Origin of the sequence: Streptomyces sp. CB09001 (assembly GCF_003369795.1) — a bacterium.
GTDB lineage: Bacteria > Actinomycetota > Actinomycetes > Streptomycetales > Streptomycetaceae > Streptomyces.
The window spans coordinates 1,097,407-1,123,420 of the sequence record NZ_CP026730.1 but is presented as its reverse complement, the minus strand read 5'-3'; the positions used below and the strand labels follow the sequence as shown (position 1 = coordinate 1,123,420).

Here is a 26,014-nt window from a genome sequence, read left to right as displayed (position 1 = left end):
CTCAGAAGACGAGGAACGCTCCGCAGACGGCGAGGGCGAGCGTGCACAGGGCCGCCGCGGCGGCGTGCGGCGGAGCGAGCGCCCGGGGTCTGTTGGCCGAGGCGAGGGTGCGGATGCGGCCGTGGGCGATCAGGAGGAAGGCCAGCCAGAGGACGCAGCACAGGGCGACGGCGAGCACCGGGAGGGCCGTCACCCCGTCGTGCAGCGCGGCCTTCGCGGCGAGTACGGCGACGACCGTGCCGGACAGGGTGGTGCGGCGCCAGGCGAGCCGGGTGCGCTCGGGCTGGAGGCCGGGGTCGCGGTCCGGGGGCGCAGCGTCGGCCCCGCTCACGCTCAGCCCTCCCAGCCGACGAGGACCACGACGACCATGACGACGGCGACCACGGCCACGACCAGGCTGAGCAGCGCCGGGAAGCGGGAGACGGGGAGGTCCTCGCCCCGGCGCATGGCGCGTTCGCAACGCGCCCAGTGGTTCACGGCGCGCAGCGAGCACAGCACGCCCGCGGCGAGCAGCACGAGCGCGAGGCCGACCCGCCAGCCCCAGCGCAGGTCGGGCAGGAACTGATCCACCGCGAACCCGCCGCCGATCAGGGCGAGGGCGGTGCGCAGCCAGGCCAGGAACGTACGCTCGTTGGCCAGCGAGAAGCGGTAGTCGGGGGTGGCCCCCTCCTGCCGCACCTCCGCGGGCACGAACCACAGCCGAACACTCCGCACGAATCCGCTCACCCGGGGACCCTATCCGGACCCCGTCGCGGGTGCCTGCGGCGGCCTGTGCGGGTGTGGTGTGGGTGCGCGTTGCGCCGTTTGTCCGGTGGGTGGGTCGGGGCCGCGCCGGGGGGTGTCCGTCCTCGGAACGGCGCGGAATCGGTTCCTTCAAGAGGCTCGGGGCGTTGACGCGCCAACCGCTGCGGGCGGACACCCCCCGACACGACCCCTTCTCGCCGTACACGGCTCTCCCGCCGTGTCGCCGCCGCCCATCGCTGCGGGCAGTCGTGCCGCTGGGGCGGCACGGGTGGGCGCAGCGGCACCCCGCTACGCCGGGCCGCGTCCCCCTCGCGCCCGCACCCACCCCGGGCACCGGGTGCAACGCCGAGCCCCCGGGGTCACCCGACCGACCCCGGCCCACTCGCCCCCCGCCAAGCCCGCAGCCGCGCATACGCCGACAAACCGTCCGGCACGAACTCCCACTCCCCGAGCCGCCCCTCCAGCTCCGCCTCCGGCAGGAACCCGTACCACGCCACCTCCTCCACCTGAGGAGACACCGCCCCCGCCACCCGCACCTCGTACACCGCCGACCACCACGTCCGCCCGGCCCCGTCGTCGTACAGGAACTTGAACAGGAACTCCGGCCGCGGCAGCCCGCTCACCCCCAGTTCCTCCTCCGCCTCCCGCAGCGCCGCGTCGTCGTAGGACTCGCCCGCACCCACCACCCCGCCGACGAACATGTCGTACAGCGCGGGAAACACCAGCTTCGTCGCCGTGCGGCGGTGGACGAAGACCCGCCCCTGGGGGTCCCGGGCCCACACGAACACGCAGCGGTGCCGCAGCCCCTGTGCGTACGCGTCGCCCCGCCGGGCCCGCCCGATGACGCGGTCGTTCTCGTCGACGACGTCCAGGATCTCGTCTGCGGAGCTCATGCCCTCATCCAAGCAGCAGACGCCGCCTCAGCTTCGCTCCAGTGCACGTTCGCGCCCGCTCTCGCCCGTGCCCTGCGGCATCGCCGGGTGCAGGCCCAGCAGGACGATGCCCGCCACGACCGCCGCGAGGCCGCCCGCCTGCCAGGCGAGCGCCCCGGCGTCGCTGTGCAGCCGGTCGCCGAGGAAGCCCACCCCGCAGGCGATGCCCGCGAGCGGCTGGGCCGCCGTCAGTGCGGGCAGCGACCTGCGCAGGGGCGCCGTCTCGAAGGCGCTCTGGACCAGGATCAGGCCGGTGATCCCGAGCACCACCACGGCGTACGGCTGCCAGCCCGTCAGCAGTTCCGCGAAACCGCCCGCCGAGAAGCGCCGGCCGCTGACCCGGGTCAAGGCGTCCTGGACCCCGTACAGCAGGCCGGCGGCCAGGGCCAACAGGGTCGGCCCCCAGGTCAGCCGCAGGCGGGCGGCGCACAGCGTGAGCAGGAGGGCCAGGCCCAGCATCACGCCGACGATCAGCCAGTGCCGCAGCGGGTCGGTCACCGCACTGCCCCCGCGCGGCTCGCCCGCCAGGATGAACGCGGTCACCCCGCCCGCGAGCAGCGCCAGACCGGCCCAGCCCTGCCGGCCCAGCGGCTGCCGGGTCTGGATGCGGGAGAGGGCGAGGGCGAAGAGGAGGTTCGTCGCCAGAAGGGGTTCGACCAGGGTCAGTTCGCCGCCGCCCAGCGCGAGCGCGCCCAGCACCATGCCGGCCACCATCAGGCCCATGCCGGCCAGCCAGCGCGGCACCCGCATCAGGTCGAGCAGGAGGCGGGGCGAGAGGAAGTCGCCCAGCGGGGCGCGCTGGGCCGCGTTCTGCTGGAGGACGAAGCCGAAACCCAGACAGCACGCGGCGCACACGGCCAGAACCAGAACGAGAACCGACACGCTGCGTACCTCGATCATCAGTCGGGTCACGGGGGCGTCGGGGACGACTCTAGTGCGGGTGGGCGGCGGGTGCGGGGTGAGTGGCGCATTCGGGGCCCCGGCCGCAGCGGGCGTCCCGGAGGGGCGCCGAGGGGCGGCCTGATCAACAAGTTCCCCTGCTGTCACGTGAGTTGACGCGTGTAACAGGTTGATTCCTCTTGACGTCAAGCATTGGCTGCCGGTTTGCTGTGCGTGATCAGTTCATGGCAATCCGGTCATGACAGTCCGGCTACGACGACGTACCGCGTCGCGTGAGGAAGTTTCCCGCGGTGTCCCCACCCCCGCCTCCCCTCGGCCGCGGCCGCAAACGCGCGGCCCAGGCCTTCGACGAGGCCCTCGACGACGCCGAACTCGTCGCCGCCCGCGCGGCGTTGTCCCAGGGGCGGTGGCAGTCCGTCCGCTCCCTGCTGGTCCACACGGGTGACGACTGGGACCGCCGGGGCCACCGGGTGGTGGTACTCGCCAAGGAGTCCCACTGTGCCCCCTGGGCCCGCGAGTGGCTGCTCGCCGAGCCCGACTCCGCCGATGCTTCGGTACTGCTCGCCCACGCCCTGGTGCACCGCGCCCTGCGGGGGAAGGAGAAGCCGGACCGGGTCCGCGAGGCGTGCCGGGCCGCTGCCGCCCTCGTGCCGGACGATCCCACGCCCTGGCTCGGGCTCCTCGTGCTGGAGCGCTCCCTGGGCGCCGACGAGGACGTCATCCGGGTCTTCGACGAGGTGCGCGGACGGTACGCCGACCACCACCACGCCCACCACCTGATGGTGGCCCGGCTCGCCGAGCGCGGCGGCGACGGCGGGCCCGACCCGCTGCACGAGGTGTACGACTTCGCCAACTGGGCCGCCGAGCAGGCGCCCGCCGACTCCCCGCTGGCCATCCTCCCGGTCGTCGCGCACGCCGAGCGCTACCGCGTGCTGGCCGCCGCGGGCCACGAGTCCCCCGATCCGCGGGCCTCGGGGCACTGGGTCGGCCGGCGCGCCCGGCTGGTGATGAAGGCGGCCTTCGACTGGTGGCTGGAGTGGGAGCAGGACGGCCATCCGCGCCGGCTGATCGACCTCAACTTCCTCGCCCACGCCAAGTCCTGCGAGGGCCGCGGCGCCGAGGCCGCCGCCCTGTTCCACCGCATCGGCGAGCACGCCACGCCGGCCCCATGGTCGTACCCGGACCGCGACCCGTTCTCCGCCTTCCGTGCCGCCCGCGCGGGCGCGCTCGGCACGGCCTGACCGCCCCGACGCACACCACCCACACGAAAGCCATGAGAGAAAAGGACGTCCTGCGATGACCACGGGCAGTTCGAGCACGAGCAGTTCCGCGAGCGGTGGCGCCATCAGCACCTTCAAGGGCGAGGAGCGCGCGCTGCGCGCCGACCGGCTGGGCACGGGAGGGCTGCTCCTGTCCGTGCTCGCCGCCACCGCCCCGCTGATGGTGGTCGCGGGCGTCATGCCCACCACCTTCGCGGTCATGGGCATCGTCGGGCAGCCGCTGCTCTTCGTGGTGCTGGGCGTGGTGCTGATCCTCTTCAGCCTCGGGTACGCCGAGATGAGCCGGCACGTCCACAACGCGGGCGCCTTCTACGCCTACATCTCCCGCGGACTCGGCGGCACCGCCGGTGCGGGCGCGGCCCTGGTCGCCCTGGTCGCCTACAACGCCCTCCAGGTCGGCATCTACGGCATCTTCGGCTTCGAGGTCTCCGGCCTGCTGTCCACCTACGCCGACCTCGACGTGGCCTGGTGGATCCCGGCTCTCGTGGCGGTGCTCGCGGTCGGCGCGCTGGGCTGGCTGAAGATCGACGTCAACGCGCGCGTGCTGGGCGTCCTGCTGCTCATCGAGGTGGCGCTGGTGGTGGTGTTCGACATCGCCGCCGTCGCCGACCCGGGGGCCCAGGGGCTGTCGCTGCACGCCTTCAACCCGGACACCCTGAGCGGCGCCGGGGTCGGCACCGCGCTCTGCTTCTGCATCGCCGCCTTCCTCGGCTTCGAGCAGGCGCCGGTGTACGCCGAGGAGACCAGCCGGCCGCACGTGCTCGTCCCGCGTGTCATGTTCCTGGCGGTGGGCGGGGTGGCCGTCTTCTTCGCGCTCAGCAGCTGGGCCCTGACCGTGGCCACCGGCCCGGACAAGATCGTCGGCACCGCGCAGGAACAGAGCGCCGGACTGCTGTTCTTCCTGACCGAGTCACGGCTCGGCGACACCTTCACCGACGTACTGCACGTCCTGTTCGTCACCGGCATGTTCGCCGCGCTGCTGAGTTTCCACAACGTCGTCGCCCGGTACGCGTTCGCCATGGGACGCGAGGGGCTGCTGCCCGCCGCCTTCGGGCGGACCAGCGGCACCAGCGGTGCGCCCGGCACCGGCTCCCTGCTCCAGACCGCCGTGTCCGCAGTCGTCGTCATCGGCTTCGCGGTCGCCGACGACAAGCCGAACGGCGACCCGACCGAGCCCGTACTGCACCTGTTCACCTGGGGCGGCAACATCGGGGCCCTCGGCGTGATCGTGCTGATGGCCGCGGCCTCGTTCTCCGTCGTGGCCTTCTTCGTCCGGCGCGGCGCCGCCGGGGCCCAGGGCGTACGCCTGGTCACGTCGACCGTCGCGGGCATCGCCCTGCTGGTGATCGCCGGGTACACCGTCAAGGACTTCGACGTCCTCGTCGGCGCGGGACCCGGCTCCGCCCTGAGCTGGGCGCTGCCCGGCATCATCGGCCTGGCCGCCGTCGCCGGCGTGGTGCAGGGCCTCGTCCTGCGCTCCCGGGCGCCCGAACGGCACGCCCGCATCGGCCAGGGCAACGAGGCGTTCCAGCTGGACAAGGCCGCGTCCTCCTGACGCGCGCGGGCAAGCGTCCGTAAGCCGACGCGACCGGGCCCCGGCCGCCTGAGTGGCCGGGGCCCGGACATGTGCGGGGCACGGGTGGGGGCTCAGGCGGCCCCGTCCGTGCCGAAGTCCAGCAGGACCTTGCAGGACCGGCTCCGGTCCGCGGCCAGTTCGAACGCCGACGCCGCGTCCCGCACCGGCACCACCGCGCTGACCAGCGCGTCGAAGGCGGGGTCGGCCGCGAGCAGGCGCAGCGCCCCGTCGAACTCGCCGTCGAAGCGGAACGCGCCGCGCAGCTCGATCTCCCGGCTCACCAGCAGGTTCCCCGCGAAAGGGCTCTGGCCCGGGGGCAGCATGCCGAGCTGGACGACCACACCGCCGCGCCGCACCAGCCGCAGGCAGGTGTCGAGGCCCGCGGCCACCCCGGAGGCCTCGACGGCGGTGTCCACTTCCACCGGCCAGCCGGCGTCGTCCGGGTCGTCGGCCCGGACGAGGGTGTCGGCGCCGGCGGCCCGCGCGTACTCCAGGGCCGCGGGCAGCAGGTCCGTCACGGTCACGTGCGCCGCGCCCGCCGCCTTCGCCGCCGCGACCACCAGGCAGCCGATCGGCCCGGCGCCGGTGACCAGCACGTGCCGGCCCGTCACGTCCCCGGCCCGGCGCACGGCGTGCAGCGCGACGGAGAGCGGCTCGGCGAGGGCGGCGCGGCGCGGGTCGAGCCCGGCCGGGAGCGGGCGCAGCTGCCCGGCGGGGACCACGATCCGCGCCGCGAAGCCGCCCTGGACGTGCGGGAAGCGGGCCGCGCTGCCCAGGTAGCGGGTGTCCCGGCAGACGTTGCGCCGACCGTCCACGCACTCCGGGCACACCCCGCACGGGGTCGCCGGGTGCACCGCGACGGACGTACCGGCCGCCGGACCCGGCGTGTCCGGGGAGCCGTACGCCACGACCGTCCCGACCACCTCGTGCCCGAGCAGCATCGGCTCCCGCAGGTGGAAGTCGCCGACGCCGCCGTGCCGCCAGTAGTGCAGGTCCGAGCCGCACACCCCGCCGTAGCGGACGGCGACCAACGCCTCGCCCGGACCGGGCAGCGGGGCCGGTACGTCCTCCACGCGCAGGTCGCCCGCACCGTGGATCACACAGCCAGGGACGAAGACCTCTCCGGTCCGCTCCCCGGCGCTCACAGGACGCTCGTCATTCCGCCGTCGACGTACAGGATCTGTCCGCCGACGAAGTCCGCGGCGGGCGAGGCGAGGAACAGCAGCCCGCCCACCAGGTCCTCCGTACGGCCCCAGCGGCCCGCCGGAGTGCGGCCGCGCACCCACGCGCTGAACTTCTCGTCCTCGACGAGCGGCCGGGTCAGCTCGGTCTCGATGTAACCGGGGCCGAGCCCGTTGACCTGGACGCCGTAGGGGCCCCAGTCGGCGCACATGCCCTTGGTGAGCATCTTCAGCGCGCCCTTGGTGGCCGCGTAGGGCGCGATGCCCGGGCGGACCACCTCGCTCTGCAGCGAGCAGATGTTCACGATCTTGCCGTGGCCGCGTTCCGTCATCCGGCGCGCGGCCTCCCGGCCCACCAGGAAGGCGCTGGTGAGATTGGTGTCCAGGATGCGGTGCCAGTCCGCGTCCGCGAACTCCAGCAGGGGCGCCCGCAGCTGCATTCCCGCGTTGTTGACCAGGATGTCGAGCGGGCCCACCCGCTCCTCGACCTCCGCGATCCCGGCGGTCACGGACGGACCGTCGGTCACGTCGAACACCGCCGTGTGGACCTCGCCGGGCAGTCCGGCGGCGGCCTTCGCCAGGCGGTCGCCGTCGCGCCCGTTGAGGATCACCCGGCAGCCGGCCTCCGCGAGGCCCCGGGCCAGCGCCAGCCCGATGCCCCGGCTGGAACCCGTCACCAGGGCGGTGCGCCCGCCGATGTCGAAGAGGGGGTGGGCCGTCATCGTCGTACTCCTGTTCCTGCTGGCTGGTGCATGGTGCGTGGTGCGGCTATATGACCAGGGACAACAGCAGGACCAGGGCACCGGCGACCACCGAGATGATCGTCTCCATGACGGACCAGGTCTTGATGGTCTGACCCACGTTCAGCCCGAAGTACTCCTTCACCAGCCAGAAGCCGGCGTCGTTGACGTGGCTGAAGAAGAGCGAGCCGGCGCCGATGGCCAGGACCAGCAGCGCGGCGTGCGTGGTCGACATGTCGGCCGCCAGCGGCGCGACCAGACCGGCCGCCGAGACGGTCGCCACGGTCGCCGAACCGGTCGCCAGCCGGATCACCACCGCGATCAGCCAGGCCAGCAGCAGTGCCGGGATCGACCAGTCCTTGGAGATCTCCAGGATCATCTGGCCCACGCCGGAGTCGATCAGCGTCTGCTTGAAGCCGCCGCCCGCGCCGACGATCAGGAGGATGCCGGCGATGGGCGCCAGCCCCTTCTCGACCAGGCCCGACAGGCGGTCCTTGCCGAACCCGGCGGGCCGCAGCAGCGTGAAGATGCCGACGATCACGGAGACCAGCAGGGCGATCAGCGGGTTGCCGATGACGTCGAAGGTGCGCTGCACCCCGTTCTCGGGGTCGTCGATGATGATGTCGACCAGGGCCTTGAGCAGCATCAGCACGACCGGCAGCAGGATCGTGGCCAGGGTGGCCCCGAAGCCGGGGCGCTTGTCCAGCTGCTCGGAGGCGCGCTGCGGGATCATGCGGTCGGGCGCCGGGACGTCCACCCAGCGGGCCGCGTACTTCGAGAACACCGGACCCGCGATGATCACGGTGGGGATCGCGATCAGCACGCCCAGCGCCAGGGTCACACCGAGGTTGGCGTCCACCGCGTCGATGGCGACCAGCGGGCCGGGGTGCGGCGGGACCAGACCGTGCATCACGGACAGACCGGCCAGGGCCGGGATGCCGATCCGCATCAGGGAGTAGTTGCCGCGCTTGGCGACCATCAGGACGACCGGGATCAGCAGGACGATGCCGACCTCGAAGAACAGCGGCAGCCCGATGACGGAGGCGATCAGCACCATCATCCACGGCATCGAACGAGGCGTGGCCTTGGCGAGGATGGTGTCCACGATCTGGTCGGCGCCGCCGGAGTCGGCGAGCATCTTGCCGAGGATCGCGCCGAGGGCGATCAGGACGCCGACGCCCGCGACGGTGGAGCCGAGCCCGGCGGTGAAGCTGGTGATGACCTTGTCCAGCGGCGCACCGGCGAACGCGCCGAGCGCCAGCGACCCGATGGTCAGCGCCAGGAAGGCATGCAGCTTGAACTTGGTGATGAGCAGGACGATGACGGCGATGCCCAGGAGCACGGCGATGCCGAGCTGGGCGTGGCCCGCCGAGGTGATCGGCTCGACGGGGTCCGCTGCCAGCATCTCGACGCTGAGTCTGGTCACGGTGGTTCCCTTGCGGTGATGGGGATTCGGGGGAGTTCGGGGCCGTGCGCGCGGTGAGCGGCACGACCCCGGGGGAGGTGGTTGCGGAGGGTTACTGCACCGGCTCGGGAAGATCCGTCAGGGCGTCGATCGCCCGTTCGGTGATCTCCTCGGGGGTGCCGGAGACGTCCACCGCGACTCCCGCCTCGTCCGGCTGCAGCGGCTGGAGCGTGGCGAACTGGGAGTCGAGCAGGGCCGTCGGCATGAAGTGGCCCTGCCGGTGCGACATCCGGTCCTCGATCAGCTCACGGCTGCCCGTGAGATGCACGAAGACGACACCGGGAGCGGCGGCCCGCAGCCGGTCGCGGTACGACCGCTTCAGCGCCGAACTGCTCACCACCCCACCGAGCCCGGCCCGCCCGTGCGCCCAGCCGCCGATGGCGTCCAGCCAGGGCCAGCGGTCCTCGTCGGTGAGCGGGGTGCCGGCCGTCATCTTGGCGATGTTGGCCGGAGGGTGGAAGTCGTCGCCCTCGGCGTACGGAACGCCGAGCCGGGCCGCGAGCAGGGGACCGATGGTGGTCTTCCCGGTGCCCGCTACGCCCATGACCACGACCACGTGGGGGCTGCGCAGTTGCTGCATCGCACTCTCGCTGTCTGCTGTCTTCGTCGACACCTGATGTCGACGTAACTGAAACGCATTAGGTACGACGACTTCAAGAGTCTGTGACATATAAGTCTGACTTTTTATTCCGGTGACGCGCCCCGTACGCTGAGTGCATGAGCACACCGGGCCGGGGGCTGCACGGCCGCGTACTTGACACCCTCGGCCCCGCGATCACCGCGGGCGAATACCCCGCGGGCAGCGTGCTGCGCACCGACGAACTCGCACAGCGCTTCGAGGTCTCGCGCTCCGTGATGCGGGAAGCGGTCCGGGTGCTCGAGTCCATGCACCTCGTCGAGTCGCGCCGCCGCGTGGGCGTCACCGTCCTGCCCGAGTGCGAGTGGAACGTCTACGACCCGCAGGTCATCCGCTGGCGCCTGGCCGGCTCCGAGCGCCCCCGGCAGCTGCGCTCCCTGACCGTGCTGAGGTCGGCCGTCGAACCGGTCGCGGCCGGCCTGACCGCCCGGCACGCCACCGCGGAGCAGTGCGCCGAGCTGACCGAGTGCGCGCTAGGCATGGTCGCCAACTCGCGCGGGCACCGGCTCGAGGAGTACCTCTTCCACGACGTGGCCTTCCACCGCGTCATCCTGACCGCCTCCGGCAACGAGATGTTCGCCCGCCTCGGCGGCGTGGTCGCCGAGGTCCTGGCCGGGCGTACGCACCACGACGTGATGTTCGAGGATCCCGACCCGGCCGCCGTCACCCTGCACGTCCAGGTCGCCGAGGCGGTCCGGGCGCGTGACGCCGAGCGCGCGGAGCGGCTGACCCGGGAGATCACGGAGGGGGCCCTCCAGGAGCTGGACATCCTGGCGCCCTGAGCGCCGGGGCGTCGGCAGCAGGCGTCAGTCGAGGAACTCCCCGTCCACGTACACCCACGCCCCGTCCACCCGCTCGAACCGGCTCCGCTCGTGCAGCGAGCCGCCGCGGTAGGACGCCCGGAACGTCACCGTGCCGGTGGTGTGGAAGGCGGAACCGTCGCCGGTGCCCAGGATCTCCAGCCCGGTCCACCGCATGCCCGGATCGAGGTCGACCCGCGCGGGCCGCGTGCGCGGGTGCCAGGTGCGCCGCAGATAGCCCGCGTCCAGGCGCACGAAGGCGCTGTAGCGCGAGCGCATCAGGGCCTCGGCGGTCGGGGCGGCGGCGGTCCCGGCGTGGAACCGGCCGCAGCACAGCTCGTACGACTCGGACCGCCCGCAGGGGCAGGGAGGGGTGGTCATGCCGACCACTGTAGAGCGGCCGCCGTGGCGGAAGAGCAGGGGGCGAAAAGCAAAAAACCCCTGCTCAGCAGGGGTTTCAGCTGGTGTCCGAGGGGGGACTTGAACCCCCACGCCCGATAAAGGGCACTAGCACCTCAAGCTAGCGCGTCTGCCATTCCGCCACCCGGACAAGGTGTCTGTCGCGCGAGGTGTTCCCCTTGGCGACGACGTAAACATTACCAGGCTTTCCGGGGTGGCCGATCACCCCCTTCTTGGGCCCGGACGGCTCAGGGAGGAGGATGAGGGGGACCCACCAGCAGTGACAGCGGGAGGAACCACGTGAGCGACTCGGGCACGGGCACGGCCAGGAGCGTCACCGGCGAGGACGAGGTCGTCGACCTCTGCCGCGAGCTGATCCGGATCGACACCAGCAACTACGGCGACCACTCGGGGCCGGGCGAGCGCAAGGCCGCCGAGTACGTCGCCGAGAAGCTCGCCGAGGTGGGACTCGAACCGAAGATCTTCGAGTCCCACCCCGGACGCGCCTCCACGGTGGCCCGGATCGAGGGCGAGGACCCGTCCCGGCCCGCGCTGCTCATCCACGGGCACACGGACGTCGTCCCGGCCAACGCGGACGACTGGACCCACCACCCCTTCTCCGGGGAGGTCGCCGACGGGTGCGTGTGGGGGCGCGGCGCCGTCGACATGAAGGACATGGACGCGATGACCCTCGCGGTCGTCCGCGACCGGCTGCGCAGCGGACGCAAGCCCCCGCGCGACATCGTGCTGGCGTTCCTCGCCGACGAGGAGGCCGGCGGCACCTACGGCGCCCGTCACCTCGTCGACCACCACCCCGACCTCTTCGAGGGCGTCACCGAGGCGATCAGCGAGGTGGGCGGCTTCTCCTTCACCGTGAACGAGCAGCGCCGCCTGTACCTGATCCAGACGGCCGAGAAGGGCATCCACTGGATGAAGCTGACGGTGGCCGGCACCGCGGGGCACGGGTCGATGATCCACCGCGACAACGCCATCACCGAGCTGTCGGAGGCCGTCGCGCGTCTGGGCCGGCATCAGTTCCCGGTCCGGGTCACCAAGACCACCCGGGCCTTCCTCGACGAACTGGGCGACGCGCTCGGCACCGACCTCGACCCGGAGAACATGGAGGGCACGCTCGCCAAGCTCGGCGGCATCGCCAAGCTCATCGGCGCCACCTTGAGCAACACCGCCAACCCGACCCAGCTGGGCGCGGGTTACAAGGTCAACGTCATTCCCGGCGAGGCCACCGCGCACGTCGACGGGCGCTACCTGCCCGGGTACGAGGAGGAGTTCCTCGCCGACGTCGACCGCATCCTCGGACCGCTCGTGCGGCGCGAGGACGTGCACGCCAACAAGGCCGTCGAGACCACCTTCGACGGAGCGCTGGTCGACGCGATGCAGTCCGCCCTGGTGGCCGAGGACCCGGCCGCGAAGGCGGTGCCCTACATGCTCTCCGGCGGCACGGACGCCAAGTCCTTCGACGAACTCGGCATCCGGGGCTTCGGCTTCGCGCCGCTCAAGCTGCCCCCGGAGCTGGACTTCGCGGGCATGTTCCACGGAGTGGACGAGCGGGTGCCGGTCGAGGGACTCCAGTTCGGCGTGCGGGTGCTCGACCGCTTCATCGACGCATCCTGAAATTCGCCCGTGCGTGCGGGAAGTGACCGGGGCGAGTGAATGCGCTCATAAGCTCGTAGCCTCATTACTCCCTCCTCGTTACAGGTGATGCGATCGGCAATTTTGGGATCGCGTTTGCCAACTAGGAGGAACAATGCTCAAGAAGGTCGTCGCCGCCGCGGCAGCCACCGGTGGTCTGGTTCTCGCGGGCGCGGGCATGGCCGTCGCCGACTCCGGTGCCCAGGGTGCCGCCGTGCACTCGCCCGGCGTCCTTTCCGGCAACGTCGTCCAGGTTCCCGTGCACGTGCCGGTGAACGTCTGCGGCAACACGATCTCCGTGATCGGTCTGCTGAACCCCGCCTTCGGCAACGTCTGCATCAACAAGTGACGTTGTGCCTCGCCCCGTGAGGGTCTGATTCCGCCGGCCCCGGAGCGCACGCCATGCGCTCCGGGGCCGACGGCCTTTTGGGGGACATTCGAGGCAGGGAGGCGACGGCAGCGCCGGAATTACGGCACTCTCGGCATTCTCGGTACCACGGGACCAGGACAAGGCAGGGATTCAGGAAATGCGACAGGTCACCCGCAAGGGCCTGATGACGATGGCGGCGGCCACCGGCGTGATCGCCGCCGCGGGCGGCACCGCCCACGCGGACTCGGGCGCGCACGGCTCGAGTTCGGGTTCGCCCGGCGTGCTGTCCGGCAACACGGTGCAGGCCCCGGTGCACGTGCCGGTGAACGTCTGCGGCAACACGGTGGACGTCGTCGGCGTCCTCAACCCGGCGATGGGCAACGCGTGCGCCAACCAGGGCGGCGGTACCTCCGGCGGACACGGAGACCAGGGCGGATACGGCGACTCCGGGGGCGAGGGCGGCTCTCACGGCGGGGGCTCCCACGCGGGCGGTCACGCCACGGACTCACCGGGCGTCGGCTCCGGCAACCACGTCGAGGTGCCGATCGACGTGCCGGTGAACGTGTGCGGCAACAGCATCGACGTGGTCGGCGCCCTCAACCCGGCTTTCGGCAACGACTGCGGCAACGGGGGCGGGGACCACTCGACGCCCCCCGGCGACCACGAAACGCCTCCCGGAGAGCCGCACAACCCCGGCAATCCCGACACCCCGGACAAGCCTTCCGAGCCGGGCGACGAGACACCGGGCGACTCCACGGACGGCAACCAGCCGGGCGCCCAGACCGTCGACCAGCCCCGCGGCGACGTGGCGCTCGCCGAGACCGGCAGCGACCTGCCGCTGGGCCTGGCCCTTCCGGTGGGCGCCGGCGCGCTGCTCGCGGGCACGGTGCTCTACCGCAAGGCGCGCGCCTCGGCGTGAGACGGGCGCGGTGGCGCACGCGGCGGGCTCCGCACCGGCGGGGCCCGCTCTGGGTACGCCTCTGTCACCAGGTGGCGCGCACCTGGCGGATGATCCGCCGTCGCAACCGCACCTTGCGGCTGCCGTCGCGCAGCAGGGTCAGGCGGTACAACTCCCAGTGTCCGTACTCGGCATGGTCCGTCAACTGACGCGTCGCCTCCTTGCGGGTGACCCCGCGCGGTAGGTACACATCGACAAATTCGTATTCCGGCATCGAATCTATTGTGCGGGCTGGGGCCCAGTACGGATAGCGTCTGCACTATGTCTGATGCTGCGCAGCCCACCGCTGCCGAGGTACGCGCCGCCGCCGACGCGGTCAAGACCGCGCTCGACCGCCACCTTGCCGCGGTCGAACGCCGGTCGGGAGAGGAAGACCCGGCCGTCTACGACGCGTTCAACGAGCTGGCCGCCGCCGCGGAGGCGTACGACGAACTGCTCTACGACCGGTACGACGAGGTCACTCCCTTCGAGATCCCCGGGGAGGACACGCTGCCGCCGTACACGGGCCCCGAGGAACCCAGTGCGCTGAGCGTCCTGATCCGCCGCGACTACGCCGTGGCCGAGCCGCAGCGGCTGATGGCCCAGGCCCGACGGGTCGAGGCGGCGGACGAGGACGCGCCGGACGTCGAGGCCTCGGGCACGGTGCACGGAGCCCTCGGCCTCCTCTTCGGCGAGTTCGAGGCGGACGAGATCGCCTCCCGGCACAAGGAGTTCGGGCTGGAGGAGGGGGACTCCACGCTCTGGGTGACGGCCGCGGACGAGAGCGCCGACCCCGGCGAGTGGCTGGAGGCCCCGTTCGAGGAGGTCGACCCGGAGCGGGTGGTCTGCCGGTTCGACGTCAGCACGGTCTTCGACGAGGAGTTCGACGACGGCATCGACGACATCAGTGACGACGACATCGGTGACGACGACATCGGTGACGGCGAGGACGAAGACGTAGAGGACGAAGACGGCGAGGACGAAGACGGCGAGGACGAGGACGGCGACGCCGGCCTGACGGATCTGGACGAGGAGGACGAAGCGGCCCGCCTGGAGGCGGGCCGCTGAGCAGCGCAACCGCGACACGCGGCGCGAGCGGCACCCGACCACTGCCGTGGCCCGCCCGGCCCGGAGCGGTCGGGCGGGGACGGCCGGAGGGCCGGGGCCCTGGTCAGTCAGTGGCCGGGGTCTGCGGTGCCAGGAGCACCGGCAGACGGGTCGTGCGCGGTTTGGCCAGGACCTCGGCCACAGCGCGGGGGAGCGCCTGCTCCACGCCGTGCACCACGGACAGGTGCCGGGCGGCCCGGCCGAACGCCGTGTAGATCCAGGGGCGGCTGAGGGCCGGCACGGCGTCGCCGGGCAGCACCACGACCACCGCGGGCCAGCGGCCGCCCAGCGCCTGGTGGGCGGTCAGCGCCCAGCCGTGCCGCACGGACCCTTCCACCCGGTCTCTGGGCACGACCACGGTCTCGCCCGCGCACGACAGGCGCAGTCCGTCGGCGTCGGCCCCGACCACCCGGCCCGGCAGCACCCGGCCGGGCGCGGGGGTGTGGACGACCCGGTCGCCGGGGTCGAAGCCGCCGAAGCGGCCGGGGCCGGGGTTGAGCCGTTCCTTCAGGGCGGCGTTGAGCGCCCGCGTGCCCACGGCACCGCCGTGGCCCGGCGTGATGACCTGGGTCTCCTCGGCCGGGACACCGATCGCGCGCGGCACCGAGTCCGCCAGGAGCTGGACGGTGCGGTGCACGGCCTCGCCCGCGTCCCGCACCGGCACGATCACGACTTCCTTGCCGGGCGCCTCCACCTGACCCAGCTCGCCGATGCCGACGCCGGAGACCAGCTCGCCGAGCGGGCCGGGGTCCGGGCGCCGCGAGGCGATCTGGGGGCAGACCCGTGCCGCCAGCAGGTCCGCGAAGACCCGCCCGGGGCCCACGGACCAGAGCACCGCAGGGTCCCCCGCCAGCACCAGCCGGGCCCCGTCCGGCAGCGACTCCGCGAGCAGGGCGCCCGCCTCGACGTCGAGCTGCGGCGCGTCGAGCACGACGAGCAGATCCAGGTCCAGCGCCCCGTCGGCGTCCCGCCCCGGCCCCTCGGCGCCGGCCAGCAGCCCGGCCACGGTGACGGCGGAGGGGGAGACCGGGCCCGGGGAGGGCGGCTCGGGCGACGGGTCGCCCAGCAGGGCGGCGAAGCGGTCGCGGCCGAGCGGTCCTGGCGCCGCGGCCCAGGCCCGCAGGCCCAGGGCGTGCGCCGCGTGCAGCAGAGCGGCGGGCTCGGCCAGGGACGCCTCGCCGCCGGTGTGCAGGACCAGCCCGTGGCCCGCGACGGCCCGGATCAGTTCGGTGGCGGAGCCCTGAGCGGAGGCGGCGGCCTGCTCCCAGTCCGCCGCGGACCCGTCCTGTTTGGGGGTCGAGTTGACCAGTCGGGCCAGACCGTCGGCGAGGCTCTCCTCGGCCAGGGCGTACCGCTCCAGGCCGATCAGCACCCGGACGGGACGCTCCTCGCCCCCCTGGCCCCCCTCGTCCTGCTCGTCCGCCCCCGCCGCGGGCTCCCGGTGGGTGCCGGTCTCCTCCAGGGCGTCCTGGAAGGCGAGTGCCTCGCCCTCGGCGAGCGTGCTCTGCACGGCGGCGTCGGGATCCGGCACGCCCCGCTGGGCCAGCGTGGCGACGAGCCGCGGCAGCTCCAGCGCCGTGTGCCCGGCCAGGGCCGCCTGCTCCAGGAGCCAGACGGTGACGGCACGGCCGCGCCGCTCGTCGTCCGGGCCGCACCCGGCGCCGAGCAGCGCACGGGCGAACCCGTCGGCCTGCTCCGGCCGCACCCCGCCGACCCTGAGCAGCTGCCAGGGGTCCGCACGCAGCGCCTCCTCCGCGTCCTCACCGAGGAGCGCGGCCGCCTGCGGCGCGAGCGCTTCGGGGGCGCCGCCCTCCGCCAGTACGCGCCGCACCGTCTGCACGGTCTCCGGCGCCGGCCCCGTGGAACCGGCGGACGCGGCGGCCGGCTCGGCGGGCGTGGCCAGGGGCCGTCGCACCGGCTCCGGTGCGGGGCGGCGCGCGGGCTCGGGAGCTCCGAAGACCGCGGCCGCCGGCTTCTCACCGCTCTCCACCGCACGTACGGCGGCGAGCAGGTCGGCCGCCGTGCCGCTGAGCTTGGCCCCGGCGTCGATCGGTCCCTGCTTCTCGGCCTTCCGCCGCTCGATCCGCTCGCGCTCGAGCCGCTGCGCGGCCAGCTCGGCCTCGCCCTCGGACACCTGCGCGGCCGCCTCGGCCCCGTCCCCGGCATCGGGCCCCTGCCCGGCGGGCTCGCCCGGCCGCGTGCCGGAGGCGGCCCCGGCATCGGCCGTCTCCCGCTCGCCCTCCGGGCGGGCGGTCTCCCCGGCGGTATCCGTGGCGGGCGCCGCCGCGGTGCCCGGGGTCTCCGGCCCGGCGGCCACGGCGTCCGTGGTGTCCTCGGTGACGGGCTCGGGCTCCGTGCTCACAGCGTGCTCCAGTCGTGATCGGGATAGCGGTGCACGGGCGCCGACACGTCGTCGAGCGCCCGGCAGATCTCGTCAGGAAGACTAAGGGTCTCCACTGACAACGCCGTCGTGAGCTGCTGCGCGTTGCGCGGGCCGATGATCGGGGCGACCACCCCGGGCCGGTCGCGGACCCAGGCCAGCGCGACCTGGAGCGGCGTCACCGCCAGCCCGTCCGCCGCCGTCGCCACCGCGTCCACGATGTGCCCGGCCGTGTCGTCGAGGTAGGGCTCGACGAACGGGGCCAGATGGTCCGAGGCGCCCCGCGAGTCCGGCGGCGTCGCGTCCTTGCGGTACTTGCCCGTGAGCACCCCGCGGCCCAGCGGGGACGAGGGCAGCAAACCGATGCCCAGGTCCAGGGCGGCCGGCAGCACCTCCCGCTCCACGCCCCGCTGGAGCAGCGAGTACTCCATCTGGGTGCTCGCCACCCGGTTCCGTACGCCCGGCGCCGCCAGCTGCCAGGTCGCCGCCTTGGCCAGCTGCCAGCCGCAGAAGTTGGAGACCCCCGCGTAGCGCGCACGGCCGCTGCTCACCGCCACGTCGAGGGCGTGCAGCGTCTCCTCCAGCGGCGTGTGCGGGTCGAAGGCGTGCAGGTGCCACACGTCGACGTGGTCCGTGCCCAGACGGGCGAGGGAGGCGTCCAGCGCGGAGAGCAGATGGGCGCGCGAACCGTCGAACCGGCGGTCGGGATCCGGAACGCTGCCGGCCTTCGTCGAGATCACCAGGTCCCGGCGCGGCACCAGGCCCTCCATGAGGCGGCCGAGGAGGTACTCCGACTCGCCGTCGCCGTAGACGTCCGCGGTGTCGACGAGCGTCCCGCCCGCCTCCCAGAAGGTCTTCAAGAGGTCCGCGGCGTCGTGCTCGTCCGTGTCCCGGCCCCAGGTCAGGGTGCCGAGACCGATGCGGGACACGCGCAGGCCGGTGCGGCCGAGATGCCTCTGCTCCATGAACGCCGACATTACTGGCCGCCGCTTGCGCTGTGGGGGCCTGTGGACAACCGATTTCCGCGCGCTAAGGTCGGGGCACCAGCCACGTTACTGATCGGTAAGGGGAATCGGCCATGCAGCTCGGTATCAACCTCGGCTACTGGGGTGCCGGAATGGACGCGGACAATCTGGCCGTCGCCCAGGAGGCCGACCGGCTCGGATACGCCGTGTGCTGGGCCGCCGAGGCCTACGGCTCCGACGCGGCCACCGTGCTGACCTGGGTCGCCGCCCAGACCGAGCGCATCGACGTGGGCTCGGCCATCTTCCAGATCCCGGCCCGCCAGCCCGCGATGACCGCGATGACCGCCGCCACCCTGGACTCCCTGTCCAAGGGCCGCTTCCGCCTCGGACTCGGCGTGTCGGGACCGCAGGTCTCCGAGGGCTGGTACGGCGTCAAGTTCGACAAGCCGCTCGCCCGCACCCGCGAGTACGTGGAGATCGTGCGCAAGGCGATGACCCGGGAGCGGCTGTCCTACGAGGGCCGGCACTGGACGCTGCCGCTGCCCGACGGCCCCGGCAAGCCGATCAAGCTGACCGTGCATCCGCAGCGCGAGCACATCCCGCTGTACATCGCGGCGATCGGCCCGAAGAACCTGGAGCAGACCGGCGAGATCGCCGACGGCGCGCTGCTCATCTTCCCCTCCGCCGACCACCTGGAGGAGACCGCCGTCAAGCACCTGCGCGCCGGACGCGAGAAGGCGGGCCACACCCTCGACGGGTTCGACATCTGCCCGACCCTGCCGCTCGCCCTCGGCGACGACAAGGACGTCCCCTCCCTCGCCGACACCTTCCGGCCCTACACGGCGCTCTACGTCGGCGGCATGGGCAGCCGCAAGCAGAACTTCTACAACCAGCTCGCCCAGCGCATGGGCTACGAGCGCGAGGCCGCCGAGATCCAGGACAAGTACCTGGCCGGCGACAAGCAGGGCGCCGCCGAGGCCGTCCCGCACGAGCTGATCGACCAGACGACACTGCTCGGCTCCGTCGACCGCATCGCGGACCGGATGAAGGCCTACGCCGCGGCCGGTGTCACCACCCTGACCCTCGCCCCCGCCGGCTTCACCCTGGACGAGCGGCTCGCCGCCCTCCGCGCCGGCACCGAGGCCCTGGAACGCGCCGGACTGGCCTGAGGCACCTGAGGCCCTGTCGTCACAGGAAAGTTTCTGCGGCCGTGGTGGGGGCTCGGGGGTCTTCCCCGCCACGGCCGTCACGAGGAACAACGCGCCCACGCGCGCGGGGTTACGCCTCCCGTTGCTCCCGGCCGTCCTTCTTTTGGCGCAGTCGTCCACCGCACCTGTTGCCGCGCTCCGGCACCCGCATTTGACTCGTGCTTCGCGGAGTGTGCGGACCTGCGGACCACGCAGCGGCAGAGAGGTGCCACCGATGCTTTCGGCCAAGAGCCTTTTCCAGGAGATCCTCGACAACGACGAGTCGTACCGTCTCTTCTGCTCCATCGCGGCCAGCGGGGAGTCCCAGGGCGGCTGGGAGAACGCGCGCATCGCTGCGCTGGTGCCCGAGAGCGAACGCGCCCTCGCGCCCAAGATCGCCCGACACGGCGCCGACGAGGACAAGCACGGCCGGATCTTCAACGCCCTGCTGAAGAAGCGCGGCCTCGAACCCGTCGGCGTACCGCCCGAGACCGACTACACCATGCTCCTGGAGCGGCACGGCATCGGCCTCGCCCACGAACAGCTCAAGGCCGACCAGCCGCTCACGGTGCGGGACGTCATCACCTACCTCGCCCACAGCAGGGTCACCGAGCAGCGCGCCGCCGAGCAGATGGCGATGCTCCTCAAGTACTTCGCGGACCATCCGGAACTCGGCCGGGCGGTCCGGATGATCTCGGCCGACGAGGACAACCACCTCGCCTACTCCCACGAGGAACTGCTGCGCTACGCCGCCGCCGGGCACGGCCCGTACATCCGGCGGACGCTGCGCGAGTGCGCGCTCGCCGAGATCCGCGTCCACCGCGACGTCAGCCTCGCGGTGACGGCCCACATGGGGCGCCTCCTCGGCTGGTCGCGCACCAGGTCGGCGCTGCTCGCGGCGGGCATCCACGCGATGTACGCCGCCGAGCGGCTCGCCGGCTGGCGCCGCATGGTGATCCTGCGGACGCCGGAACGGCGCGACGCGCTCGGCGGACCCGCCACAACAGCCCCCGAGGTCGCCTGAGGGGCCCCGGCCCCTACAGCCAGCCCCGGCGTTTGAACTGCCGGTACAGCAGCACCTCCAGGACGGCCATCAGCGCGATCACCGCCGGATAGCCCCCCACCCAGTGCAGCTCCGGCATGTGGTCGAAGTTCATGCCGTAGATCCCCGCGATCATCGTGGGGACCGCCGCCATGGCCGCCCACGCCGAGATCTTCCGCATGTCGTCGTTCTGCCGGACGCTCGTCTGCGCCAGGTGCGCCGACAGGATGTCCGAGACCAGCCGGTCCAGGCTCTCCACCGACTCGTTCACGCGCGTGAGGTGGTCGCTCACGTCCCGGAAGAACGGCCGCGCCCTGTCGTTCACGAACGGCACGCCGCCGCCGTACACGCCGGTACCCGCCAGCCGGGCCAGCGGCGGCGCGAGCGGACCCGTCGCCCGGCGGAACTCCAGCACCTGCCGCTTGAACGTGTAGATCCGCGACGCGGTGTGCCGGGTGCCGCCGCCGTCCGGCGAGAAGACCTCCGCCTCCAGTTCCTCCAGGTCGGTCTGGAGCTCGACCGCCACGTCCAGGTAGTGGTCGACGGTGGCGTCCGCGATGGCGTACAGCACCGCGGTGGGACCCTTGCCGAGCAGTTCCGGTTCGTGCTCCAGCCGCCGCCGTACGGCCTTCAGCGGGGAGCCCTCGCCGTGCCGGACGACGACCGCGAAGGCGTCGCCCAGGAAGATCATGAGTTCGCCGGTGGAGACGGCGTCGCTGTCCGGCTCGTACACCACCGGCTTGAGGACGGCGAAGACCGAGTCGTCGTACACCTCCAGTTTGGGCCGCTGATGCGCCTTGAGGGCGTCCTCCACCGCCAGCGGATGCAGCCCGAACTCCTGCCTGACCAGGCCGAACTCCTCCGCCGTCGGCTCGTACAGACCGATCCACACGAAACCGCCCGCCGCCCGCGCCCCGGCGAGCGCGTCGGAGAGGTCCTCGGGCCCGTCCGTACGGTGCCCGTCCCGGTAGATGGCGCAGTCGACGATCACCGGACCCATTCTCCCCTCGTCCCGGCGCCCCTGTACCGCGCCGTACGCCTACCCTGGCCGCATGCCCACGCTGATCCTGGTTAGGCACGGACGTTCCACCGCCAACACCGAGGGGCTGCTCGCCGGCTGGACGCCCGGCGTCGCCCTCGACGAACGCGGCGCCGCGCAGGCCGCCGCGCTCCCCGTGCGGCTCGCCGGCCTGCCACTCTCCGAGATCGTCACCAGCCCCCTGCAGCGCTGCCAGGAGACCCTCCGGCCGCTGCTCGACGCCCGGCCCGAGCTGCGGGCACACACCGACGAACGGATCGGGGAGTGCCACTACGGCGACTGGTCCGGCCGCAAGCTCACCGAGCTCAAGGACGAGCCCCTGATGGAGGTGGTGCAGGCGCACCCCTCCGCCGCGGCCTTCCCCGGCGGCGAGTCGATGCGCGCCATGCAGACCCGCGCCGCCGAGGCGGTACGCGAGTGGAACGCGCGCGTGGAGCGCGACCACGGCCCCGACGCCGTCTACCTCATGTGCTCCCACGGCGACATCATCAAATCCCTCGTCGCCGAGGCACTCGGCCTCCACCTCGACCTCTTCCAGCGGATCTCCGTCGAACCCTGCTCCGTCACCGCGATCCGCTACACCCGGCTGCGCCCCTTCCTCGTCCGCCTCGGCGACACGGGCGACTTCGCCTCCCTCGCGCCGCACGAGGAGCCGGCCGGTGGCCAGGCCCCGGTCGGGGGTGGTGCGGGCGCACCGTGATCGTCCGCCGCAGTAGGGTGAACCGGTCGCGGCAGTGACCCCGATCCCGATCTTCCGCTTTCCCCGACTTCCATGGAGACAGGACGTGTCCCGTCAGGTGTTCCTCTACGACCAACCGGAACGTTTCGTGGCCGGTACGGTCGGGCTGCCCGGGCGCCGTACGTTCTTCCTCCAGGCCATCGCCGGCTCCCGGGTGACCAGCGTGGCCCTGGAGAAGACCCAGGTCGCCGCCCTTGCCGAACGCATGGACGAGCTTCTGGACGAGGTCGTACGGCGCAGCGGCGGCAGCACCGTCGTCCCCGCCACCGCGCCCACCGGGCCCGCCGACACGGCGCCGCTGGACACCCCCGTCGAGGAGGAGTTCAGGGTCGGCACCATGGCGCTGGCCTGGGACGGCGAGGACCAGCGCATGATCGTCGAGGCGCAGGCCCTCGTGGAGCTGGACGCCGAGTCCGAGGAGGACCTGGCGGAGGCCGAGGAGCGGCTCCTCCAGGACGAGGAGAACGGCCCGCCGATGCTCCGGGTCCGCCTCACCGGCGCGCAGGCCAGGGCCTTCGCCAAGCGCGCCCTCGACGTCGTCAACGCCGGGCGGCCGCCGTGCCCGCTGTGCAGCCTCCCGCTCGACCCGGAAGGACACGTATGTCCGCGCCAGAACGGATACCGCCGCGGAGCGTGACCACCGACGCGGCGGCGGCCGAACTGCTCGCCCTGGGCGAACTGACCGTGCGCGGACGCATCCGTGACGCCTCCAACGCGGCCCTGTACTGCACGGTGACGCACGAGGGGCGCGAGGCGGCCTGCGTCTACAAGCCGGTCGCCGGGGAGCGCCCGCTGTGGGACTTCCCCGACGGCACCCTCGCCCAGCGCGAGGTCGCCGCCTACGCGGTCTCCGAGGCCACCGGCTGGGGCCTGGTCCCGCCCACCGTGCTGCGCGACGGCCCGTACGGCGAGGGCATGGTCCAGCTGTGGATCGAGACCCTGCCGGAGACGGAACTGCTCGCCCTGGTCGACGAGGAGGAGGCCGGCCCGGGCTGGAAGGGCATCGTCCTCGCGGACGTCGGCGAGGGCCGCACCGCGCTGCTCGTCCACGCCGACGACGAACGGCTGCGCCGGCTCGCCGTACTCGACGCCGTGATCAACAACGCCGACCGCAAGGGCGGCCACCTGCTGCCCGCGGCGGGGGAGCGGCTGTACGGCATCGACCACGGGGTCACCTTCAACGCCGAGAACAAGCTCCGCACCCTGCTGTGGGGCTGGGCGGGCGATCCCCTGACCGCGGAGGCCCTCGAGGTGCTCGACGCGCTCAGACAGGCGCTGAAGGACGGCGGCACCCTGGCCATCCGGCTCGCCGCGCTCATCACCCCCGCCGAACTCGACGCCACGCGCGCGCGGGTCGACGCCCTGCTGGCCTCCGGCAGGCACCCCGAACCGAGCGGCGAGTGGCCGGCCATCCCCTGGCCGCCCGTGTAGACGTCCGATGCCACACCGGCCGGTGGGGCGCAAGAGCGCCCTACCGGCCATCCGGCCCGGTCCGGTTCGTGTACGGAACACCCGTCCGGTTAGGCTCATGACATGCATGCCTGGCCCGCTTCCGAGGTCCCCGCCCTGCCTGGTCAGGGCCGCGACCTGAGGATCCACGACACCGCGACCGGCGGCCCCGTCACCCTCGACCCCGGTCCCGTCGCCCGTATCTACGTCTGCGGCATCACGCCGTACGACGCCACCCACATGGGTCACGCGGCGACCTACAACGCGTTCGACCTCGTGCAGCGCGTGTGGCTCGACACCAAGCGGCAGGTCCACTACGTCCAGAACGTCACCGACGTGGACGACCCGCTCCTGGAGCGGGCCGTGCGCGACGGGGTCGACTGGACCGCCCTCGCCGAGCAGGAGACCGCCCTCTTCCGCGAGGACATGACGGCGCTGCGGATGCTCCCGCCGCGGCACTACATAGGCGCCGTCGAGGCCATACCCGGCATCGTCCCGCTCGTCGAGCGGCTGCGTGACGCCGGCGCCGCCTACGAGCTCGAGGGCGACACCTACTTCTCCGTCGAGGCGGACCCGCACTTCGGCGGCGTCTCCCACCTGGACGCCGCCACCATGCGGCTGCTCTCGGCCGAGCGCGGCGGCGACCCCGACCGGCCCGGCAAGAAGAACCCGCTCGACCCGATGCTGTGGATGGCCGCCCGCGAGGGCGAGCCCAGCTGGGACGGCGGCACCCTCGGCCGCGGGCGCCCCGGCTGGCACATCGAGTGCGTCGCCATCGCCCTCGACCACCTCGGCATGGGCTTCGACGTCCAGGGCGGCGGCTCCGACCTCGCCTTCCCGCACCACGAGATGGGCGCCTCGCACGCCCAGGCCCTCACCGGCGAGTTCCCCATGGCCAAGGCGTACGTGCACGCCGGCATGGTCGGTCTCGACGGCGAGAAGATGTCCAAGTCCAAGGGCAACCTGGTCTTCGTGTCCCGGCTGCGCCACGAGGGCGTCGACCCGGCCGCCATCCGGCTCACGCTGCTCGCCCACCACTACCGCTCCGACTGGGAGTGGACCGACCAGGTGCTTCAGGACGCCCTCGCCCGCCTCGACCGCTGGCGCGCCGCCGTCTCCCGTCCCGACGGCCCGCCCGCCGAGACCCTGGTGGACCAGATCCGCGAGGCCCTCGCGGACGACCTGGACTCCCCGGCCGCCCTCGACGCGATCGACCGCTGGGCCGCCCTCCAGCAGGAGTCGGGCGGCACGGACACCGGCGCCCCGGGCGTGGTCTCCCGAGCTGTGGACGCCTTGCTGGGCGTGGCGCTGTAAACAGGCGTACGGACGAAAGAACCAGGGCCGCTTCTCCGGAAGCGGCCCTGGTCCTTCGCTCAGTCCTCCGACGACTCCTCGTCGTCCCCGCCCGCCTTCGGCGGCTTCGGCGGGCGGGCCCGCCCGCTCGGGTTGTCCCGCAGGAACGGCGTTCCGGACGGCCCGTCGCCCCCGTCCGCCGTGGCGTGCCCACCGGGGCCCCCGGGGCCGGGCCCACCCGTCCCCGACCCGTCCCGCCGCCGCAGATACCGCTCGAACTCCCGCGCGATCGCCTCGCCCGACGCCTCCGGCAGCTCCGCCGTGTCCCGGGCCTCCTCCAGCGACTGCACGTACTCGGCGACCTCGGTGTCCTCCGCGGCCAGCTGGTCCACGCCCACCTGCCAGGCACGCGCGTCCTCGGGCAGCTCGCCCAGCGGCACCCGCACGCCGATCAGGTCCTCGAGCCGGTTCAGCAGGGCCAGCGTGGCCTTCGGGTTCGGCGGCTGCGACACGTAGTGCGGCACCGCCGCCCACAGCGACACCGCCGGCACACCGGCGTGCGTGCAGGCCTCCTGGAGGATGCCGACGATGCCCGTGGGCCCCTCGTACTTGGTCTCCTCCAGGTCCATGCGCCGCGCCAGGTCGGCGTCCGACGTGGTACCGCTGATCGGGACCGGACGGGTGTGCGGCGTGTCGCCCAGCAGGGCGCCGAGGACTACCACCAGCTCGACGCCCAGCTCGTGCGCGAAGCCGAGCAGTTCGTTGCAGAACGAGCGCCAGCGCATGGAGGGTTCGATGCCACGGACGAGCACGAGGTCGCGCGGTTTGTCGCCGCCGACCCTGACCACCGACAGCCTGGTCGTGGGCCAGGTGATCTTGCGGACGCCGTCCTCCATGAACACCGTGGGACGGTTGACCTGGAAGTCGTAGTAGTCCTCCGCGTCCAGCGCCGCGAACACCTCGCCCTTCCACTCCCTGTCGAGATGCGCGACCGCGGTGGAGGCGGCGTCACCGGCATCGTTCCAGCCCTCGAACGCGGCCACCATGACCGGGTCGACCAGCTCGGGAACCCCCTCGAGCTCGATCACCCAGCGCCTCCTTCCGACGTGCCCTCGCGTACCCCCCAACCTTACGGCGTGCCGAGGGGCCGCCCGCAGCCCCTGTGCACGGGGCAGTGAACGGATCACTGCCCCGTCCCCGGG

The 26,014-nt window shown here is 72.8% G+C and carries 27 protein-coding genes and 1 tRNA gene; 13 read left to right on the top strand and 15 right to left on the bottom strand.

Translation table 11 applies throughout. The features are described from left to right. Window position 1 precedes the first annotated feature (1 nt). The 4 genes from C4J65_RS05255 to C4J65_RS05230 form a co-directional block, all read right to left on the bottom strand. Window positions 2-331: a DUF202 domain-containing protein gene (locus C4J65_RS05255; RefSeq protein ID WP_115746308.1), complete on the bottom strand. Its 330-nt coding sequence runs from the start codon at window positions 329-331 to the stop codon at window positions 2-4. 2 nt (window positions 332-333) lie between these two features. Next, window positions 334-726 (bottom strand): DUF202 domain-containing protein, encoded by a 393-nt coding sequence (locus tag C4J65_RS05250; protein ID WP_115741319.1) that lies wholly within the window; start codon window positions 724-726, stop codon window positions 334-336. A 377-nt stretch (window positions 727-1,103) separates the two neighbouring features. Next, the gene (locus C4J65_RS05235) at window positions 1,104-1,637 is read right to left on the bottom strand and encodes an NUDIX domain-containing protein (RefSeq protein ID WP_162833035.1); all 534 of its coding nucleotides are present in this window, start codon (window positions 1,635-1,637) and stop codon (window positions 1,104-1,106) included. 27 nt (window positions 1,638-1,664) lie between these two features. Continuing rightward, window positions 1,665-2,558, bottom strand: coding sequence for a DMT family transporter (locus C4J65_RS05230; RefSeq protein WP_115746307.1), 894 nt, complete (start codon window positions 2,556-2,558; stop codon window positions 1,665-1,667). Window positions 2,559-2,866: 308 nt separating this feature from the next. Between C4J65_RS05230 and C4J65_RS05225 the strand changes: the two genes are divergently transcribed. After that, window positions 2,867-3,817, top strand: coding sequence for a hypothetical protein (locus C4J65_RS05225; RefSeq protein WP_115741316.1), 951 nt, complete (start codon window positions 2,867-2,869; stop codon window positions 3,815-3,817). Window positions 3,818-3,872: 55 nt separating this feature from the next. Further along, window positions 3,873-5,411 carry an APC family permease gene (locus tag C4J65_RS05220; protein ID WP_115741315.1) on the top strand — a complete coding sequence of 513 codons (1,539 nt, stop codon included), beginning with the start codon at window positions 3,873-3,875 and terminating at the stop codon, window positions 5,409-5,411. A 92-nt stretch (window positions 5,412-5,503) separates the two neighbouring features. Here C4J65_RS05220 and C4J65_RS05215 read toward each other — a convergent pair whose 3' ends face one another. From C4J65_RS05215 to C4J65_RS05200, 4 genes are all read right to left on the bottom strand, one after another. Continuing rightward, on the bottom strand, window positions 5,504-6,577 hold the full coding sequence (locus C4J65_RS05215; protein WP_115741314.1) for an L-idonate 5-dehydrogenase: 1,074 nt from the start codon (window positions 6,575-6,577) through the stop codon (window positions 5,504-5,506). Beyond that, complete coding sequence (locus tag C4J65_RS05210) at window positions 6,574-7,335, bottom strand: SDR family oxidoreductase (RefSeq protein WP_115741313.1); 762 nt, start codon at window positions 7,333-7,335, stop codon at window positions 6,574-6,576. The genes C4J65_RS05215 and C4J65_RS05210 overlap by 4 nt, the downstream gene beginning before the upstream one ends. 46 nt (window positions 7,336-7,381) lie before the next feature. Then, window positions 7,382-8,779: a gluconate:H+ symporter gene (locus C4J65_RS05205; RefSeq protein ID WP_115741312.1), complete on the bottom strand. Its 1,398-nt coding sequence runs from the start codon at window positions 8,777-8,779 to the stop codon at window positions 7,382-7,384. 91 nt (window positions 8,780-8,870) lie between these two features. Next, window positions 8,871-9,398, bottom strand: coding sequence for a gluconokinase (locus tag C4J65_RS05200; protein WP_115741311.1), 528 nt, complete (start codon window positions 9,396-9,398; stop codon window positions 8,871-8,873). A 137-nt stretch (window positions 9,399-9,535) separates the two neighbouring features. On the opposite strand from C4J65_RS05200, the gene C4J65_RS05195 reads away from it, so the two are divergent. Then, entirely contained in the window at window positions 9,536-10,237 is a 702-nt protein-coding gene (locus C4J65_RS05195; RefSeq protein ID WP_115741310.1) for an FCD domain-containing protein, read from the top strand. 24 nt (window positions 10,238-10,261) lie between these two features. Here C4J65_RS05195 and C4J65_RS05190 read toward each other — a convergent pair whose 3' ends face one another. Together C4J65_RS05190 and C4J65_RS05185 are read right to left on the bottom strand one after the other, a co-directional pair. Continuing rightward, a complete protein-coding gene (locus C4J65_RS05190; RefSeq protein ID WP_115741309.1) occupies window positions 10,262-10,636 on the bottom strand; it encodes a YchJ family protein in 375 nt (124 codons plus the stop codon). A gap of 81 nt (window positions 10,637-10,717) precedes the next feature. Further along, window positions 10,718-10,805: transfer RNA gene (locus C4J65_RS05185), tRNA-Leu, on the bottom strand. A gap of 149 nt (window positions 10,806-10,954) precedes the next feature. Between C4J65_RS05185 and C4J65_RS05180 the strand changes: the two genes are divergently transcribed. The 3 genes from C4J65_RS05180 to chpC all read left to right on the top strand — a co-directional run bounded on the left by C4J65_RS05180 (window position 10,955) and on the right by chpC (window position 13,593). Further along, window positions 10,955-12,286 carry a M20/M25/M40 family metallo-hydrolase gene (locus C4J65_RS05180; RefSeq protein WP_115741308.1) on the top strand — a complete coding sequence of 444 codons (1,332 nt, stop codon included), beginning with the start codon at window positions 10,955-10,957 and terminating at the stop codon, window positions 12,284-12,286. A gap of 133 nt (window positions 12,287-12,419) precedes the next feature. Then, complete coding sequence (gene chpH / locus C4J65_RS05175) at window positions 12,420-12,653, top strand: chaplin ChpH (RefSeq protein WP_003977150.1); 234 nt, start codon at window positions 12,420-12,422, stop codon at window positions 12,651-12,653. Between the two features lie 178 nt (window positions 12,654-12,831). After that, on the top strand, window positions 12,832-13,593 hold the full coding sequence (gene chpC, locus C4J65_RS05170) for an LAXTG-anchored chaplin ChpC (RefSeq protein ID WP_115741307.1): 762 nt from the start codon (window positions 12,832-12,834) through the stop codon (window positions 13,591-13,593). A 64-nt stretch (window positions 13,594-13,657) separates the two neighbouring features. Here chpC and C4J65_RS05165 read toward each other — a convergent pair whose 3' ends face one another. Beyond that, a complete protein-coding gene (locus C4J65_RS05165) occupies window positions 13,658-13,846 on the bottom strand; it encodes a DUF5703 family protein (RefSeq protein ID WP_007388288.1) in 189 nt (62 codons plus the stop codon). Between the two features lie 47 nt (window positions 13,847-13,893). Between C4J65_RS05165 and C4J65_RS05160 the strand changes: the two genes are divergently transcribed. Continuing rightward, the gene (locus C4J65_RS05160; RefSeq protein ID WP_115741306.1) at window positions 13,894-14,679 is read left to right on the top strand and encodes a hypothetical protein; all 786 of its coding nucleotides are present in this window, start codon (window positions 13,894-13,896) and stop codon (window positions 14,677-14,679) included. 103 nt (window positions 14,680-14,782) lie between these two features. Here the strand turns inward: C4J65_RS05160 and C4J65_RS05155 are convergent, their stop codons facing one another. Both C4J65_RS05155 and C4J65_RS05150 read right to left on the bottom strand, forming a co-directional pair. Beyond that, window positions 14,783-17,080, bottom strand: coding sequence for a helix-hairpin-helix domain-containing protein (locus C4J65_RS05155; RefSeq protein WP_115741305.1), 2,298 nt, complete (start codon window positions 17,078-17,080; stop codon window positions 14,783-14,785). After that, on the bottom strand, window positions 17,077-18,063 hold the full coding sequence (locus C4J65_RS05150) for an aldo/keto reductase (RefSeq protein ID WP_115741304.1): 987 nt from the start codon (window positions 18,061-18,063) through the stop codon (window positions 17,077-17,079). The genes C4J65_RS05155 and C4J65_RS05150 overlap by 4 nt, the downstream gene beginning before the upstream one ends. A 113-nt stretch (window positions 18,064-18,176) precedes the next feature. Here C4J65_RS05150 and C4J65_RS05145 point away from each other — a divergent pair, with 113 nt between their 5' ends. Together C4J65_RS05145 and C4J65_RS05140 are read left to right on the top strand one after the other, a co-directional pair. Next, window positions 18,177-19,232, top strand: a complete 1,056-nt coding sequence (locus tag C4J65_RS05145) for an LLM class F420-dependent oxidoreductase (RefSeq protein WP_115741303.1) — start codon at window positions 18,177-18,179, stop codon at window positions 19,230-19,232. 253 nt (window positions 19,233-19,485) lie between these two features. Beyond that, window positions 19,486-20,274, top strand: coding sequence for a ferritin-like domain-containing protein (locus tag C4J65_RS05140; RefSeq protein ID WP_115741302.1), 789 nt, complete (start codon window positions 19,486-19,488; stop codon window positions 20,272-20,274). Window positions 20,275-20,287: 13 nt separating this feature from the next. Here the strand turns inward: C4J65_RS05140 and corA are convergent, their stop codons facing one another. After that, entirely contained in the window at window positions 20,288-21,283 is a 996-nt protein-coding gene (corA, locus tag C4J65_RS05135) for a magnesium/cobalt transporter CorA (RefSeq protein WP_162833033.1), read from the bottom strand. A 61-nt stretch (window positions 21,284-21,344) separates the two neighbouring features. Between corA and C4J65_RS05130 the strand changes: the two genes are divergently transcribed. The 4 genes from C4J65_RS05130 (at window position 21,345) to mshC (ending at window position 24,833) form a co-directional block, all read left to right on the top strand. Beyond that, window positions 21,345-22,031, top strand: a complete 687-nt coding sequence (locus C4J65_RS05130) for a histidine phosphatase family protein (RefSeq protein ID WP_115741300.1) — start codon at window positions 21,345-21,347, stop codon at window positions 22,029-22,031. Between the two features lie 85 nt (window positions 22,032-22,116). Further along, entirely contained in the window at window positions 22,117-22,707 is a 591-nt protein-coding gene (locus C4J65_RS05125) for a DUF3090 domain-containing protein (protein ID WP_115741299.1), read from the top strand. Further along, window positions 22,671-23,501 carry an SCO1664 family protein gene (locus C4J65_RS05120; protein ID WP_205350954.1) on the top strand — a complete coding sequence of 277 codons (831 nt, stop codon included), beginning with the start codon at window positions 22,671-22,673 and terminating at the stop codon, window positions 23,499-23,501. The genes C4J65_RS05125 and C4J65_RS05120 overlap by 37 nt, the downstream gene beginning before the upstream one ends. Window positions 23,502-23,603: 102 nt before the next feature. Continuing rightward, a complete protein-coding gene (gene mshC / locus C4J65_RS05115; RefSeq protein WP_115741297.1) occupies window positions 23,604-24,833 on the top strand; it encodes a cysteine--1-D-myo-inosityl 2-amino-2-deoxy-alpha-D-glucopyranoside ligase in 1,230 nt (409 codons plus the stop codon). Between the two features lie 59 nt (window positions 24,834-24,892). Here mshC and parJ read toward each other — a convergent pair whose 3' ends face one another. Beyond that, on the bottom strand, window positions 24,893-25,900 hold the full coding sequence (gene parJ, locus C4J65_RS05110; RefSeq protein WP_115741296.1) for a filament polymerization regulator ParJ: 1,008 nt from the start codon (window positions 25,898-25,900) through the stop codon (window positions 24,893-24,895). Between the last annotated feature and the right edge of the window lie 114 nt (window positions 25,901-26,014).

What these genes read in the sequence shown, in the direction of transcription:
- C4J65_RS05140 (WP_115741302.1), top strand. Translation starts at nt 19,486, where the DNA reads ATGCTTTCGGCCAAGAGCCTTTTCCAGGAGATCCTCGACAACGACGAG.
- C4J65_RS05150 (WP_115741304.1), bottom strand. Translation starts at nt 18,063, where the DNA reads ATGGAGCAGAGGCATCTCGGCCGCACCGGCCTGCGCGTGTCCCGCATC.
- C4J65_RS05220 (WP_115741315.1), top strand. Translation starts at nt 3,873, where the DNA reads ATGACCACGGGCAGTTCGAGCACGAGCAGTTCCGCGAGCGGTGGCGCC.
- C4J65_RS05235 (WP_162833035.1), bottom strand. Translation starts at nt 1,637, where the DNA reads ATGAGCTCCGCAGACGAGATCCTGGACGTCGTCGACGAGAACGACCGC.
- chpH (WP_003977150.1), top strand. Translation starts at nt 12,420, where the DNA reads ATGCTCAAGAAGGTCGTCGCCGCCGCGGCAGCCACCGGTGGTCTGGTT.
- C4J65_RS05210 (WP_115741313.1), bottom strand. Translation starts at nt 7,335, where the DNA reads ATGACGGCCCACCCCCTCTTCGACATCGGCGGGCGCACCGCCCTGGTG.
- C4J65_RS05130 (WP_115741300.1), top strand. Translation starts at nt 21,345, where the DNA reads ATGCCCACGCTGATCCTGGTTAGGCACGGACGTTCCACCGCCAACACC.
- mshC (WP_115741297.1), top strand. Translation starts at nt 23,604, where the DNA reads ATGCATGCCTGGCCCGCTTCCGAGGTCCCCGCCCTGCCTGGTCAGGGC.
- C4J65_RS05195 (WP_115741310.1), top strand. Translation starts at nt 9,536, where the DNA reads ATGAGCACACCGGGCCGGGGGCTGCACGGCCGCGTACTTGACACCCTC.
- chpC (WP_115741307.1), top strand. Translation starts at nt 12,832, where the DNA reads ATGCGACAGGTCACCCGCAAGGGCCTGATGACGATGGCGGCGGCCACC.
- C4J65_RS05120 (WP_205350954.1), top strand. Translation starts at nt 22,671, where the DNA reads ATGTCCGCGCCAGAACGGATACCGCCGCGGAGCGTGACCACCGACGCG.
- C4J65_RS05190 (WP_115741309.1), bottom strand. Translation starts at nt 10,636, where the DNA reads ATGACCACCCCTCCCTGCCCCTGCGGGCGGTCCGAGTCGTACGAGCTG.
- C4J65_RS05165 (WP_007388288.1), bottom strand. Translation starts at nt 13,846, where the DNA reads ATGCCGGAATACGAATTTGTCGATGTGTACCTACCGCGCGGGGTCACC.
- C4J65_RS05160 (WP_115741306.1), top strand. Translation starts at nt 13,894, where the DNA reads ATGTCTGATGCTGCGCAGCCCACCGCTGCCGAGGTACGCGCCGCCGCC.
- C4J65_RS05145 (WP_115741303.1), top strand. Translation starts at nt 18,177, where the DNA reads ATGCAGCTCGGTATCAACCTCGGCTACTGGGGTGCCGGAATGGACGCG.
- C4J65_RS05200 (WP_115741311.1), bottom strand. Translation starts at nt 9,398, where the DNA reads ATGCAGCAACTGCGCAGCCCCCACGTGGTCGTGGTCATGGGCGTAGCG.